At 70.1% G+C, this 13946-nt stretch carries 14 protein-coding genes and 1 pseudogene; 2 read left to right on the top strand and 13 right to left on the bottom strand.

The features are described 5' to 3' along the window. Positions 1-39: 39 nt before the first annotated feature. From OG972_RS37785 to OG972_RS37725, 13 genes and pseudogenes are all read right to left on the bottom strand, one after another. The gene (locus OG972_RS37785; RefSeq protein ID WP_266989246.1) at positions 40-783 is read right to left on the bottom strand and encodes a bifunctional 2-polyprenyl-6-hydroxyphenol methylase/3-demethylubiquinol 3-O-methyltransferase UbiG; all 744 of its coding nucleotides are present in this window, start codon (positions 781-783) and stop codon (positions 40-42) included. 359 nt (positions 784-1142) lie between these two features. Continuing rightward, a complete protein-coding gene (locus OG972_RS37780; protein WP_266989244.1) occupies positions 1143-1421 on the bottom strand; it encodes an FG-GAP repeat protein in 279 nt (92 codons plus the stop codon). Further along, a complete protein-coding gene (locus OG972_RS37775; RefSeq protein ID WP_266990973.1) occupies positions 1388-3055 on the bottom strand; it encodes a transposase in 1668 nt (555 codons plus the stop codon). The genes OG972_RS37780 and OG972_RS37775 overlap by 34 nt, the downstream gene beginning before the upstream one ends. A gap of 133 nt (positions 3056-3188) precedes the next feature. Continuing rightward, positions 3189-4472 carry an FG-GAP-like repeat-containing protein gene (locus OG972_RS37770; RefSeq protein ID WP_266989242.1) on the bottom strand — a complete coding sequence of 428 codons (1284 nt, stop codon included), beginning with the start codon at positions 4470-4472 and terminating at the stop codon, positions 3189-3191. Between the two features lie 37 nt (positions 4473-4509). Beyond that, positions 4510-4638, bottom strand: coding sequence for a hypothetical protein (locus tag OG972_RS37765; protein WP_266989240.1), 129 nt, complete (start codon positions 4636-4638; stop codon positions 4510-4512). 282 nt (positions 4639-4920) lie between these two features. Next, a pseudogene (locus OG972_RS37760) lies at positions 4921-5070 on the bottom strand (IS5/IS1182 family transposase); the annotation flags it as partial. Positions 5071-5160: 90 nt separating this feature from the next. Next, positions 5161-5502, bottom strand: a complete 342-nt coding sequence (locus OG972_RS37755) for a DUF6191 domain-containing protein (protein ID WP_266989238.1) — start codon at positions 5500-5502, stop codon at positions 5161-5163. Between the two features lie 109 nt (positions 5503-5611). Beyond that, positions 5612-6652, bottom strand: coding sequence for an NAD(P)-dependent alcohol dehydrogenase (locus OG972_RS37750; protein ID WP_266989236.1), 1041 nt, complete (start codon positions 6650-6652; stop codon positions 5612-5614). Positions 6653-6709: 57 nt separating this feature from the next. Further along, positions 6710-7483, bottom strand: a complete 774-nt coding sequence (locus OG972_RS37745) for an SDR family NAD(P)-dependent oxidoreductase (RefSeq protein WP_266989234.1) — start codon at positions 7481-7483, stop codon at positions 6710-6712. Beyond that, the gene (locus OG972_RS37740) at positions 7480-8151 is read right to left on the bottom strand and encodes a TetR family transcriptional regulator (protein WP_266989232.1); all 672 of its coding nucleotides are present in this window, start codon (positions 8149-8151) and stop codon (positions 7480-7482) included. The genes OG972_RS37745 and OG972_RS37740 overlap by 4 nt, the downstream gene beginning before the upstream one ends. Positions 8152-8231: 80 nt before the next feature. Next, the gene (locus tag OG972_RS37735) at positions 8232-9407 is read right to left on the bottom strand and encodes a PP2C family protein-serine/threonine phosphatase (RefSeq protein ID WP_266990971.1); all 1176 of its coding nucleotides are present in this window, start codon (positions 9405-9407) and stop codon (positions 8232-8234) included. A gap of 250 nt (positions 9408-9657) precedes the next feature. Further along, positions 9658-10422, bottom strand: a complete 765-nt coding sequence (locus tag OG972_RS37730) for a GNAT family N-acetyltransferase (protein WP_266989230.1) — start codon at positions 10420-10422, stop codon at positions 9658-9660. After that, a complete protein-coding gene (locus tag OG972_RS37725) occupies positions 10419-11342 on the bottom strand; it encodes an NADP-dependent oxidoreductase (RefSeq protein ID WP_266989228.1) in 924 nt (307 codons plus the stop codon). The genes OG972_RS37730 and OG972_RS37725 overlap by 4 nt, the downstream gene beginning before the upstream one ends. A gap of 615 nt (positions 11343-11957) precedes the next feature. On the opposite strand from OG972_RS37725, the gene OG972_RS37720 reads away from it, so the two are divergent. Both OG972_RS37720 and OG972_RS37715 read left to right on the top strand, forming a co-directional pair. Next, on the top strand, positions 11958-12494 hold the full coding sequence (locus OG972_RS37720) for a helix-turn-helix domain-containing protein (protein WP_266989226.1): 537 nt from the start codon (positions 11958-11960) through the stop codon (positions 12492-12494). A 303-nt stretch (positions 12495-12797) separates the two neighbouring features. Further along, positions 12798-13679 (top strand): RNA polymerase sigma factor SigF, encoded by an 882-nt coding sequence (locus tag OG972_RS37715; protein WP_266989224.1) that lies wholly within the window; start codon positions 12798-12800, stop codon positions 13677-13679. The last annotated feature ends 267 nt before the right edge of the window (positions 13680-13946 follow it).

Here is a 13946-nt window from a genome sequence, read left to right as displayed (position 1 = left end):
TCGGGTACGCGGCGCGCCGCCATACCGGACCGTGCGAGCCTACTGATTCGGCGGGATTCGGTAGACGGAGACGTGAGAACGCGACTCGGCAGTGAACGCGGCGCCGGCCCAGTCCGCGTGCCTGGTCTCCAGCTCGAATCCGGCCAGCTGAGCCATGAGGTCAAGTTCGGCAGGCCAGATGTAGCGGTGCGGGCTGCGGAACAGCTGAGCCTGCTTCGTGTCGTCGAACGAGAAGTGGTGCGATACGACGTGCTGGCGCAGAACGTCGTAGGTGTCCAAACCGATGTAGCCGGGCTCGGAGTCCCAGACGGTGGCCGTCTGGCCCGGTGGGAGCTTGCGCAGCTCGGGCACCCAGAGCTCGATCACGAACCGACCACCGAGCGTGAGGTGGCGGGCAGCGTTGCGGAAGCACTCGACCTGCTCGGCTTGGGTGAGCAGATTGGAAATGGTGTTGTAGACGAGGTAGACGAGTGTGTACTTCCCAGGGGCCACGGAAGTCGCCATGTCACCGACGATCACGGGGATGGTCGCTTCGTCCGCCTTGGTTCGCAGTTGATGGATCATCGGAAGCGACAACTCGATGCCGGTGACGGGGACTCCTCGCTCGACGAGTGGTACGGCCACCCGGCCGGTCCCGATGGCGAACTCAAGTGCTGCTCCGCCACCTGCGAGCTCAGCGAGGCGGTTCACGGTCGGCCCCAGGATCTCGGGGGCGAACATGCCTGTGCCGGGCGTGTCATAGCGCTGGGCGGCATCGCCGTCCCAGATCCCCTCCTGCTCCATGCCGCCAACGTTCGCCGCCCGGCCTGTGCGATGTCCAGTGATTTGTGGCATTGCCGGCGTAGGGCCCGGACCGGCTGGGCGACCTTGGGCGGCAGTGGAAGCAGTTGGCCGTCAAGGTCGAGAGCCACAGCCGTGCCACCGTCGATCACGTGCCGCACCGCGAGTTCGAGCAGACGGGACCCCGTAGGCCCTGTCCGTCCGATCCTCGTGGGCCCGCGATGTCCGGCACGGCACCTCGCCGCGTTGTCGGACTCGCCCAAGTACGCCCACGTACGCCCACGTACGCGTACGATCCTCTGCCTTGCGATGCACCGCACCGGACGCCGCAGGCTGATCCACGAAGATCGACCGGCCAGGACCTAGTTGAACGTGGAGCCGAGCTGCGCGCGCGTCGAGACCATGCCGAGCGTGCCCGCGCCGAAGGTGAACGAACCGGTTGGTGTCACCCCGGAGGAAGTGGACTTGAACACCCACACCGAGCCGGCGTCGGCGTTCTCGCCGGGCGCGCCGACGATCACCTCGGCGCGACCGTCGGCGTTGGTGTCGACCAGTTTGGCGGCCGCCCCGAAGCGGTCGTTGTTCTCCGCGACGCCGGGTACCGTTCCTAACCAGTGTGCGTAAGTGAGTCCTGGACCCACCGTTGCGTGCTGGGCGCATCCCGAACGGTGTTGGATGCGCTGGGTTCCCGCGTTCGCGTCCCGCTCGGCGACGGTCCTCCAGGGGGCCGGTCCGTGGTGGGTGGGCGGGTTCCCTCACGCCCCCGGTGACCTGGTCCGGCCTGGGCGGTCCGATGCCCCGCACGATCACTCCGGTCGTGTGGGGGCGGTGCCGTCCTTCCCCAAGCTCTCAACTGCGTTCGAGCAGGGGATACCCCATCCCGGACCGGGTGCCCGAGGGCGCGTCGTCCGATCGCGATACCCGCGGCATCGTGACGGGACATGGTGCGGTGGGGGGTGGTCAGCGGTTTCTGCCAGTGCTGGGCACCCCACAGGCTGGTGTAGGCGGGGTCGACCGCGACGATCGCAAGCCCGTGTTCGGCGGCCATCGACACCAGTCGGGCCTTGAGCTTGCCGGTCGGGATGCCGGAGACGAGTTGCCGGAACCGTTTCCTGCGGCCGTGTTTCTCGCGGGTCTTCTCGGTGGTGAAGTCGAGGTCTTCGATGCCGATCGCGGCGACCCCGGCACGCACCGCCCAGTTGATCAACCGGGTCAGGGCGTGGCGGATCTGGGCGTCCCGGTGGCTGGCCGACCCGGACAGGTCGTAGCCGAAGCGGTGCGGCTCACCGACCGGGTTGCCGTGCCGGTCGAGGCGGTAGGCGGCGAAGTGGTCGGCGTTGGTGTCGACGCCGATCATGCCCCGGGCGCGGGCGGTCTCCAACGGGATGGTCTTCACGGCGGGGTGTTGCCAGGATGCGGTGAGGTACCAGCGGCCTCGCTCCGTGTCGAGGTGGATGCGGTAGGCGACGGCCCGGTGCGCGGTGATGCGGTCGGCCCATTCCGCGCCTCGGTGCGCGAACGCCACGGTGGAGGTGAGGGTGTACCGGCCGTGCTGGGCGTTGGCCAGGTGCGCGAGCGGGGCAGGCAGCCTGATCGACACCTCGCCGTCCGGGGTGACACGGATCGTCTCGTTCCCGAACCGCTTCCCCGACTCACCGTCGGCGGCAAGGAACCAGCGTTCCGCCTCCCACCGTTCCCGCCACTGCTCTTCGGTGAACTGGGCCTGGGCGAGGTGGTGGCGGGTGTTGAGGAGACGTTTCCCGCCCCGCACCACCCGGACCCGTCCGGCCTGCCAGTCGGCAACAGCCGCCGTGTGCCGGTCCTCCAGCATCGCGAGGCGGCGGGACTTGCGGAACCACTCGCTCTTCGACCGGTAGCCACCCGCCGCACGGTTGGTGCCCTTCTCCCCGACCGGGAGGGACAGCCGGTGCCGCAGCGTCCTGATCCCGGCCGCCAGGCTCTTCATGTGCGCGGCCTGGCCACGGCGCGCGAGCGCCCACTGGTCGTGCGTGGCCTTGGTGATCGCCCCCGCGATACGCGACGACGACCGTGCCGTCAGCTCCCGCTTCCGCGCCGCCCAGGTGTCCGCACCGTGCTCCAGACCATCCGCACAGCGAGCCTTGAGATCACCGGAAGCCAGCGCACCCTGGTGCGCACCGACCGCACGCAGCACCCTCTCGTCCTGGGGCGTGAGGTGTTTGAGGCGGTCGCGGATCGCCACCCCGGCAGGCGCGGGCACCACGAAGGAGGCCGTCAGCTTCCGCAGACCATCCACCACCCCCCTCACGGTCGGATACCTGCCACCCGACCCAACGAGCAACAGCCACCAAGGTCACCCATTCGACCCCAGAACCCCCGTTCCCACCCCCACAAACCCACCCACAGGACTCACTCCCGCTCGCTACAACTCACTTCAATGCAGTAAACCGACAGCAGCTCGCAACCCCTGCGGTGTCCTGCGAGTAGCTCTTGGCTCCCCTGCCGGTGAGGCCGAAGGCCGTACTGCGCAGGGTGACGACCGAGCCTGCCTGGCTCCTGCCGTCGAAGTCCTCACCCGGAACACCGACCGACACGTCCTCATAGCCGTCGCCGTCGATGTCGGCGACCTGGACGGAGTCACCGAATGCGTCGTTGTTCTCGGCGACACCCGGGATGCCCGCACTGTCCTGGTTGAAGACCTTCGCCCGCGTACCGACCGGGCCCGATCTGCTGCCCGGGACGTAGGTGATCATGCCGCCGTTGGCGGTCGGTATCTCCAGGTCGCTGTCGTAGCCGTCGACCGCCCGCCCCACGACGATGTCCTCGATGCCGTCGTTGTTCACATCGCCGATGTCGAGGCTCTCACCGCCCTCGAGCCAGTAGCCGTTCGCACCTTTGACCGAGCCGGGTGCGGTCAGTCCCGTTTTCGTACCCGTCCAGTAGCGGATGTGCCGCCAGTCGTACTCGTCGACGGAGTTGACCACCGCGGCAAGGTCGGTCACCCCGTCGCCGTTGATGTCGCCCGCGGCGAGGTCCAGGAGGCGCATGTCGTCCATGTCGGCGATCCGGGCCGTGCCCTGCGCGGAGCCGTCGCGGCCGAACGGCCCGGACAGCACACGCAGATTCAGGTAGTTCTCGACGCCGACGACGTCCAGGTCGCCGTCCCCGTCGAAGTCCCCGGCCCTGACGGTGCGCCCGAGTCTGTCGTAGGACCCCTCGCCGACGGCCAGTGTCACGGAACCGGAACCCGACAGCCCCTTGGCCCCTCCCCAGATCACCGCGAGCGAGCCCGCGTCGGTGACGGTGCCGACATCCTCGCCGGAGGCGCCGACGACCAGATCGGCGTACCCGTCGCCGTCCAGGTCACCGGTGGTGACCGAACTTCCGTACGCGTCCCCGGCCTCGGCAACGCCGGGGATGCCGGCGCTGTCCTGGTGGAACACCTGCTTGGTCGAGGCCTTCAGGCCCGTCGACGAGCCGTACATCACGGCCACATATCCGGCCTTCGCCTTGCCGCCGACGGTCGCCGAGGGCACGGGGACCGCCATATCGGAGTATCCGTCGCCGTTGAAGTCGTCCGGGAGTTCCGCGACGGGGGCGGCCCGGCCGATCGCGATCCCCTGCGCGTGCGCGATCACAGGGGTGGTCATGGCGCTGCTCACCGCGAGCGCGGTGGCGAGTCCGAGGTTCCATCGCAGTGCACGTCTGTTCATGTCACTCCCAGTGCTCTGTCGCTGTGCTGCGTCGGGGTCAGTGGGTGAAGGCCGCGCCCAAACGGGCCAGGGCCGTGCTCATGCCGACCGTGCCGTCGGCGAGCGAGAAGGAGCGGGCGGTGATGCCGGAGGCGGTGGAGCGGAATTCCCGGACCGCAGCAAACAAGACCGGCAGCATGGGTAAACGGTTGTACACCCTCGTCACCTGACGTGCGGGCACCGCCGCCGCACAGCCGGGCCTCCCCACGGCCGTGGCCCCTGACAGGCGCGGCGCCAAAGGGGAGCGTGGCCCGAACACGTCGGCCCGGCGTGGGCCCTGACGGCGCAGGGCCTTCTGCGACTCGGTGCAGATGTCGCCATCCACACCGGACCCAGAAGGCCCTCATCTGTTCAAGCACCGAGGAGGAGCATGTCGCGCGTCACCGACGTCCCGGGACAGCACACCGGGGCGGCTGTTGGCGTCGATCACGACCTGCAGATTCGTCGGGTACCGATGGTTCTTGCTGGAGGCGGCGATGCTGCGGTCACGGGTCGGTACCAGGGCGCCGTCCACGATCAGCACCGTGTCTTCGCCTGGCCGGCGGGCCGGTGAGATCGCCGACCGCGTTGCCAGGTCCACTCCACTTCGGATCATCCGCTGAGATCACCCCGCCCATCCCCCAGCGGCCACACCCGTATGGGACAGCCTTCAGAGCGTGCCGGAGCCCTGCGAGGGTGTGGCCGCTGCGCGATGGATGACGGCGCGGCCGCCGTCGAGGTCGACGGTGGAACGGTTCGGCGGGGCGCCGTCCTCCTCGTCGTCACGGAGCAGCAGGGCGCTCTGGCGCTCCTTGAGTTCGCTCTGCTTGCCCGGCGAGAAGGTCGCGTGCAGCTGCTCGAATCCGGTCGCCGACACCTGGCCCCGGCGCGCGCCGTTACGCCACGGCAGCATCCCCGCCCGCCCGGCTCGCAGCATCAGCTGGTCGACGAACGCGATCAGAGTCAGCCCGATCACCAGTCCGGGCAGCGTCATCAGTGCCACGAATTCCATTGGTCGAGTATCGCCGAAGCACCGGGCGTACGCATCGCTCCGGAGCACGAGCGTGCGGGCCGTCGCCCATCGGCGACGGCCCGCACTCCCTCGTGTACCGCTGGAGAAATCAGCCGTTGGGGAGGATGACCGCGCGGCCGTTGATCTTGCCGTGGTGCAGCCGCTCGTACGCCAGCGGCGCCTCGTCCAGGGTGTACGTCTCGACGTGGACCTCGACCGATCCCGCGCGGGCCAGGTCGAGGACCTCGGCAAGCTCGGAGCGCGATCCCCAGTACGGGGAGGTCACCGTCGTCCCGTAGGGCAGGGAGCCGAAGCCGACCGGGAGGGCGCCGCCGCCGATGCCGACGATGGTGACATCGGCGTCGATCGCGGCCGCCGCACCCGCCGTGGTGACCGTGGGAGGTGCCCCCACGAAGTCGAGGACGACCTGCGCGCCGACGCCGCCGGTCAGTTCGCGGACCTTGGCCGCGGCGTGCTCGTCGGAGAGGACGGTCTCGTGGGCGCCGACGGTGCGGGCGAGGGCGAGCTTCTCCTCCGTGACGTCGAGGGCGATGACGCGGACGGCCGTCATGGCGCGCAGCAGCTGGATCGCCACGTGGCCGAGACCACCGGTGCCGATGACGACGGCGGTGGCGCCGGGCACCAGCTTGGGGAGAGACCGCTTGATCGCGTGGTAGGGGGTGAGCCCCGCGTCGGTGAGCGGCACGGCCTGCACGGGGTCGAGACCGCCGAGCGGCACCAGGTGACGCGGATCGTCGACGATCATGTACTCGGCCATGGCGCCGGGCGAACCGAGCCCGGGCGGCGTGATGCCGAGCTCCTTCGCGCGCAGGCAGTAGTTCTCCTTGCCCTCGGCGCACTTGATGCACGTGCCGCAGCCCCAGGGGCCGTAGACCGCGACGGACTCACCGACCGAGAGACCGGTGACGCCGTCGCCGAGGGCGGCGATGGTGCCGACGCCCTCGTGGCCGAGGGTGAGCGGCAACGGGAAGGGGATCTGGTCGGCGGGCCAGCTCATCACCGCGATGTCGGAGTGGCAGACGCCTGCGGCGGTGACCTTCAGCAGGACCTGGCCGGGTCCGGGCTCCGGGTCGGGCACGGTGACGACCTCGGGGGCGGCGCCGACGGTGCGGTATTGGACGGCCTTCATGGGGTTCTCCTCGCTCTCACTTCAATGTTTCCGGCTTCCGTGTCCCCCGTACGTCACTCAGGACGCGGAGTAGGCGCCGTCCACCAGGTGGTAGCTGCCGTGGATGAAGGAGGCGCGGTCGGAGAGCAGGAAGGCGGCGAGTTCGGCGACCTCCTCCGCGGTGCCGAGGCGTCCGGCCGGGTGCAGCGAGATGAGGTGGTCGCGGGCCGGGCCTTCGGTGTTGCGCAGCAGGGGCGTGTCGATGAAGCCGGGGCCGACGGCGTTGATCCGGACGTTCTGTGCGGCGTATTCGAGGGCCGCCGTCTTGGTGAGACCGACGACGCCGTGCTTGGCCGCGACATAGGCGGGGGATCCGGCGAAGCCGTTGGTACCGAGGATCGACGACATGTTGACGACGGCGCCGCCGCCCGCGGCGACGATGGCGGGGAGTTCGTACCGCAGGGAGTAGAACACTCCGCTGAGGTTGGTGGCGACGACCCGGTTCCAGTCCTCGACGGCGTACTCGCCGGTCGGGGCGCTCGGGCCGCCGATGCCCGCGTTGTTGACGGCGAGGTGCAGGGCTCCGAACGTGTCGACGGCGAATTGCACGCCCGCTTCCACGGAGGAGGGGTCGGTCACGTCCATGGCGACGGCGGCTGCCTTCGCGCCGGCGCCTTCGAGCTCGGCGACGGCCTTGCGGGCGTTCTCCTCGTCGTAGTCGGCGACGACGACGGCCGCGCCGCCCACGGCCAGCCGGTGGGCCAGCGCCAGTCCGATTCCGGAGGCGCCGCCGGTGATGAGGGCGGTCCGGCCGGCGAACTCCTGGTCGGCGGGGGTGAGAGAGAGGCTCATGATGGTGTGTTTCCTTCCGTGGTGCTGTGCGGCGCCGGCCCGGCGGGACGCTGCGCGAGCAGTTCTCCGCAGAGGGCGTCGAAGGCCTGCCCGACCAGTCGGGGCAGGGCGTCCGGCTGTCCGCCGCGGACCCAGGCGGCCTGGGCTGCGAGGAGTGCCCCTGCGCCTGCGGCGACTGTGACGGCGGGACGGATGTCCAGCCGTGGGTCGACGCCGAGCCGCTCCGCGACGATGGCGACCGAGTCCTCCTGGGCATCCACCCGGATGTGGTGGAACGCCGCGTAGAGGGTCGGCTCCTCCTCGGCGACGACCAGCAGGTCGAAGATCCGGGGGCGCCGGTGCCAGGCCTGTGCCTCGGGGTCTTCGAGCCAGTCGAGGACGGCGCGGCGGTAGGCGGTGAGCGGGGGCTCGTCGGCGGGGCGGGCGCGCAGGGCGTCATTGACCCGGTCGCCGTCGCCCCGGAGCGGGTCCAGGACTGCGGCTTCCTTGCTCGTGAAGTACCGGCTGAAGGTGCGCCGGTCGACGTCCGCGTGTTCCGCGATCTCCTCGACCGTCACGTTCCTCAGACCGCGGTCGAGTACGAGCTCGAAGGCGGCCTGCGCCAGTGAGTCCCTGGTGCGACGGGCCTTGCGGCTCCGCCTCTCCGGGGTCTTCCGTTCCGGATTCATGGCTGCACGATACACCTACAAATGTCCCGGCGCGACATGAGTCTCGCCGGGACACTTGGATATCGGGGCTCGCCTGTCCGTCACCACTCGCTGAAGGTCTGTGCGGCCCTCCGGGCGCCCTGACCGGACATCGCCCCGGACTGTCGGCGCCGGTTGCCGGTCGGCGCCTTGCGCAGGGCGAGCATCGCGATGTCATCGCGTCGTACGCCGCCGGAGAAGGCCTCCAGGTCCGCATGGAGCGCGTCCAGCACTTCACTCGGTCCGTACCCGGCCCAGCGGCCGAGCCGGGTGTCCAGCGGGTAGAAGGCGCCGGAGGCGTCGCGGGCCTCGGTCACTCCGTCGGTGAATGCCAGAAGCGTCGCACCGGCCGGGAAGTCGAACTGCTCCGCGCCGCGCGCCTCGCTGCTGAACTCCACCATGCCCAGCGGTACGGAGGTCAGGCGCAGCGGGACCGCGGCTGCCCCTCCGTCGTGCAGCAGGTGGGGCGGCAGATGACCGCAGTTGACGGCCTCCACCCGGTCCTCGCCCTCGAAGCCGAGGACCAGGGCCGTGACGAAGCGTTCGACCTCGCCGGTCTGGGCGGAGAAGGTGTTGTGCCGGGCGACCGCGTCCTCCAGAGCGTCCACCACTCCGGTCAGGGTGGGCTCGCGGATGGCCGCCTCCCGGAACGCGCCGAGCGCGGCGAACCCCGCACCGATGGCGGCGATCCCCTTGCCCTGCACATCGCCGATGATCACCCGGGTTCCGTACGGGGATTCGACGACCTCGTAGATGTCGCCGCCGACCAGTCGGTCCTCCTCGATCGGCGCATAGACCCCGTGGGCGACGACCTGGTCGGTCAGGACGGGCAGCGGGCGCAGGATCTGCCGCTGGAGTGCGACGGCCGCGGAGCGCAGCCGGGCGATCTCGGTGGCATGGCGGATCCGCAGCAAACAGGAGCCGACTCCCAGGACACAGGCCAGGACCGTGAAGCCGACGCCGACGGCGACGTCCCAGAACGTTCCCCCGGACACCAGCCGGGAGGTGACGACCACCGCCATGATCCAGGCGGCGGTGTACCCCGTCTGCCGGACGGTGCCGAAGACCGAGACGAGGGCGGGCACGACGACGAGCAGCGGCACGACCTGCAGATCCTCGCCGGTACGCACGTCGAGGAGCACGATCACGGCGGTCAGCAGAAGCAGGCCGCCGAACAGCATGGCGTCGCCAACCCGGGGTGCGGAGACCGCCGCCTCCCCCGGATCGGTTCCCACCACCGCCGCACGATGGTCCCCGATCGTCACGCCACTGCCTCCTCGTACCGGTGCCGGCCTGTTCCCGGCCTTCGTATCCAGTCCACCCGGATCGGACTGCGGGCACACGGGGCCAACGGCCTCAGAGGCAGGGCCGAAGGTCCTCGGTCGGGGTCTGCCGGTGGGGTGCGGTCCGGAAGTCCCGGGCCGAAGGTCCCGTGGCACCGGCCGCAGGACCTCCGCCACCCGGCAGCGAGGAGAGACGGCTCACACGTCAGTGCAGGGCTGCCACCTGCCCGCCACTCGTACCACCGGTGCGTCCGGACACCGGCAGCTGCCGCGGCACGACGGCGGAGAGGAACGACGTCCGGCGGCGGAGCCGGAAGCCCAGGGACTCGTAGAGCCTGATCGCGTTCGTGTTGGTCGCGGAGGCATGCAGGAACGGGATGTCGCCGCGCTCCCTGATCTCGTGCGCGACGGCGAGGACGAGCCGGCCCGCGAGTCCCTGGCCTCGTGCGGGCTCGTCGGTGCAGACACCGCTGATCTCGCTGTAGCCGGTCGGGTGCAGCCGCTCCCCGGCCATCGCGACGAGTGCCCCTTCGCGCCGGATGCCGAGGTAGGTGCCGAGCTCGACGGTGCGCGGCAGGAACGGTCCGGGGCGGGTGCGTTCGACCAGGGCGAGCATCTCCGGCACATCGGCCGGACCCAGGCGGACAGCCTCCGGATCCGGGGCTGTTGCCAGTCCGGCGTCGACCAGCTGGACGCCCTCGGCGTGAAAGGTGATCTCCCAGTCGCCGGGCGGCGGTTCGCGCAGGGCGGTGAGGGTGAGCGATGCGCCGGGGCCGGCGAGGGCGGCGGCGTCGGCCCAGTCGTCGGCATCCGGGGTGTCCGGAAGCGCGAGCCAGGGCGCCACATCGGTGGGGTAGCGCAGGACGCGGCCCCGGCGTTCGGCGAAGTGGGCGTGCGGTCCGGTCAGCGAGGCGCGGGCCGGGTTGTCCAGCGGGTGCCCGGACGCGGTCGTGGGGAGCGGAACGCTCATGCGGCAGCCACCTCGATCACGATCTTGCCACGGGTGTGTCCGCTCTCCACCGCACGCAGCGCTGCGGCCGCCTCGCCGAGCGGGAAGGTCTGTGTCACGTAGGTCGTGAAGGCTCCGTCGACGACGAGGCGTGCCACCTCGTCGAGTACGGCTGCGGTACGGGCGCGGGCGACGGCTGCCCCGCCGAGCTCGACGGCCAGCGGTTTGCCCCCGGCGCTGATCAGCCGCTTCCGGTCCGTGACCAGTTCGGCCACGGCCCGCAGGTCGTCGCCGCCGACGAGGTCGTAGACGGCGTCGATGCCGTCCGGTGCTGCTGCCCGCACGCGTTCGGCGACGCCGGGGCCGGACGGGACGTGCACGGCACCGAGCGATTCGACGAAGTCCTTCTTGGCCTCGCTCGACGTGCCGACGACCCGCAGGCCGAAGTGGCGTGCGAGCTGTACGGCGACCACGCCGACACCGCCTCCGGCGCCGGTGATCAGCAGTGTCGAGCCCGGCTCGAGGTCCAGCTGGCGGAGGCCGTCGTACGCGGTGGCGGCCGCGACCGGCAGGACGGCCGCCTCCGTGAACGGCAGACTGTCGGGCTTGTGGGCGGTCACCGCGACGGGCAGCAGTGCGTACTCGGCGTACCCACCGCTCAGCGGGTTGCCGAAGACGGCGTCCCCGACCTCGAACCCCTCGACTCCGGGGCCGACCCGCTCGACGGTCCCGGCCACCTCGCTGCCGAACACGGCGGGGAACTCCGGCGCCGTGCTGCCGGGCCGGAGGTACCCGTCGCGGAGCTTCCAGTCGACGGGGTTCACTCCGGCCGCCCGGACCGCGACCAGGAGCTCCCCGGGCCCAGGGGCCGGCGCCTCCTGCTCGACGAAGGCTTCCACCTCAGGTCCGCCGTTGCGGGTGAATACGTACGCCTTGGGCATGAGCTCCCTCGCTCCGGTTCGTGGCATCGGCTGTCGGCACCGCCACCGTGGGCTACAGCAACGAAAAGTCCATTCGGCATGCACATATTCCCGGGGTGCCGGAGTGTTCACAGGGCCGCAATGATTCCGGATCGAGCGGCATAGGAGCAGGTCGGAGCCGTCCCGCGGGCCGGACGGGCGGCACCGGGGGCGTCCGGATGCCGTGGACCCGCCAGGGTGGTCGTCCCGGATCTCGACGCGCCGATCAACATCCGCCATGCGAGGGGGGCAGAGTACATCGAGCGGGTTCCGGAACCGGTACGCCGGCCGTTGCCCAGCCACCGGCCCTCGATCGACTCCCTTTCAACACCTTTTTGATGCTTTCCCCGTGATTGAACCCTGCCGGGCGTCCACGACCTGGACGTTCATGCGCCACTCTTTGACGCCTCCCCAGCATTCGTATACCGCCCCCGCCCAGTTGGGCAGTTCCAGTGGACAGTTGCGAGATGGGTGGTTCCCGATGACATCGGAACCGGGTGGAGACTTCAGCCGACGGCGCCTGCTTCGGCTCGCCGGCGCAGGGATGGGCGTGCGGCCCCACGTCCACCGGGCGCCCGGCAGCCCGGCGCGGGGAAGGTGCGTGCGTCGCTGGCCGGGAACCTCAACCGCCGTCGTCTGGCGCGTGGTTGGAGTCTGCGCGAACTGTCCGCGACGACCGGCGTCAGCAAGGGACTGCTGTCCCAGATCGAGCGTGCCGAAGCCAATCCGACCGTCGATGTGCTGGTGCGGATCGCCGATGTGCTGGACACCAGTTGCACGGATCTCCTGCGTCAGCCCCTGCTCCGGCCGGAGATCATCCGCGCCTCGTCGCTGGACGAACCGGACGACGAGACCTCGGTCAATCTGCTGTTCGCCGGCCATGAGCTGGGCCGTATCGAGATCTACCGGACCCGTCTGCACCCGCATGCACAGAGCCAGATCAGCTCGCACGGCGCGGACTCCGTGGAGTACGTGCTGGTGATGTCCGGCCAGGTGACACTGGTGGTGGACGACATCCCGCATCTGCTGGAGACGGGGGACACGGCGCGCTTCTCAGGGCTCAGCAGCCACTACTACACGACGCAGGACTCCCCCGCCGTCACCCACACCATCGTGGGATACCCGCGCGACTGACCCACCCCGCTGCCCGGTCCGGAATCGATTTCGACTCAACTGCCCATCGATACGGACCGGTCGGGCCACATTGGGCGGACACCTGTGGCAGTCTGATAGAGACCGTCCCACCGGGCTCCCCCGTACCGGTGGGGCGGTTCTGTGTTCTTCCGCCCCTCACCTGCACGGATGTGACACCGGATCACGAACAGTCCCGGCCATTCACGCCGATTGGCCGGATCGACTCGCTCTTTCACGCATGGGTGCCCCTGCCGGGGGCAGGCGCATACACCTCATGGCCTACGACCAGGGGAGCGTGACGAGATGACGGCGCACAGAGCGCGGACGGCCGGTGCGGACGCCCCGGGCATGACCGGCTCGGCGGGCGAACTTCCGTGGATCGAGGATGCCGGGAAGGTCGCCCCGAAGGACGCGCGGGTCCTGTCCCGCCTGTTCTTCGACCGCCTCCAGCTCCTCGAGGAAGGCACCCCCGCCCATCAGTACGCGCGCAACACGCTCATCGAGATGAACCTCTCGCTCGTCCGGTTCGCCGCGGGCCGGTTCCGGAACCGCGGCAGCGGCGACATGGAGGACATCGTCCAGGTCGGCACGATTGGGCTGATCAAGGCCATCGACCGGTTCGACCTTTCCCGCGAGGTGGAGTTCACCTCCTTCGCGGTGCCGTACATCGTCGGGGAGATCAAGCGGTTCTTCCGCGACACGAGCTGGGCAGTCCACGTGCCGCGCCGGATGCAGGAGTTGCGGGTCGACATCGCCAAGGCCAAGGAGTCACTGGCTACGGAGTTCGACCGCGACCCCACCGTGCCGGAGCTCGCCGAGCAGCTCGGGATCGGCGAGGACGAGGTCGCCGAAGGCATCGTCGCCGCCAACGGGTACACCGCGGGATCGCTGGACATGCCGTCCGATCCGGCAGGCGCGGGACGGCTCCACCCGCCGGGGCGCACGCTCACCGACGCCCTCGGCTCCCCGGACCCCGGCATGGAGACGGTCGAGAATCTGCACACCCTCGCCCCACTGCTGGGCCACCTCGACGCGCGCGAGCGTCGCATCATCGACATGCGCTTCGGTCAGGAGATGACGCAGTCGCAGATCGGCGCGGTGCTCGGCATCTCCCAGATGCATGTGTCGCGGCTGCTGAGCCGGATCCTGCAGAAGCTCCGCAGCGGCATGTTCGTCGAGGAGTGAGAGACGACGAGTGAGGTGCCAGGAGTGAGGCGCCACGAGTGAGCGGCCCGATGTCGTCGGGCCGCTCGGACATTACGTCCGAATGAAATCGACCGCGGACCGGGCAGCTGCTGCCGCCCGTCAGGACCGGTCTCCGTACACCTGCCTGTATCGGAACAACAGCCCAGGTCAGACGCCACACGCAACAGGGGCGGACGGCTCCGGGCCGGGTGCCGGAGCGGGCCCCTGCGCGCTGATTGCCGCGCGTCCAGGCGTGTTGACGCCCCA

The organism is Streptomyces sp. NBC_01669 (assembly GCF_026339735.1).
Taxonomy (GTDB): domain Bacteria; phylum Actinomycetota; class Actinomycetes; order Streptomycetales; family Streptomycetaceae; genus Streptomyces; species Streptomyces yanii.
The sequence above is the reverse complement of the archived record's forward strand: the minus strand, read 5'-3'. Positions and strand labels throughout refer to the sequence as shown.

Excerpts from the sequence above, each read along its gene's own strand:
- OG972_RS37785 (WP_266989246.1), bottom strand. The coding sequence starts at position 783 with ATGGAGCAGGAGGGGATCTGGGACGGCGATGCCGCCCAGCGCTATGAC.
- OG972_RS37770 (WP_266989242.1), bottom strand. The coding sequence starts at position 4,472 with ATGAACAGACGTGCACTGCGATGGAACCTCGGACTCGCCACCGCGCTC.
- OG972_RS37755 (WP_266989238.1), bottom strand. The coding sequence starts at position 5,502 with ATGGAATTCGTGGCACTGATGACGCTGCCCGGACTGGTGATCGGGCTG.
- OG972_RS37750 (WP_266989236.1), bottom strand. The coding sequence starts at position 6,652 with ATGAAGGCCGTCCAATACCGCACCGTCGGCGCCGCCCCCGAGGTCGTC.
- OG972_RS37745 (WP_266989234.1), bottom strand. The coding sequence starts at position 7,483 with ATGAGCCTCTCTCTCACCCCCGCCGACCAGGAGTTCGCCGGCCGGACC.
- OG972_RS37740 (WP_266989232.1), bottom strand. The coding sequence starts at position 8,151 with ATGAATCCGGAACGGAAGACCCCGGAGAGGCGGAGCCGCAAGGCCCGT.
- OG972_RS37730 (WP_266989230.1), bottom strand. The coding sequence starts at position 10,422 with ATGAGCGTTCCGCTCCCCACGACCGCGTCCGGGCACCCGCTGGACAAC.
- OG972_RS37725 (WP_266989228.1), bottom strand. The coding sequence starts at position 11,342 with ATGCCCAAGGCGTACGTATTCACCCGCAACGGCGGACCTGAGGTGGAA.
- OG972_RS37715 (WP_266989224.1), top strand. The coding sequence starts at position 12,798 with ATGACGGCGCACAGAGCGCGGACGGCCGGTGCGGACGCCCCGGGCATG.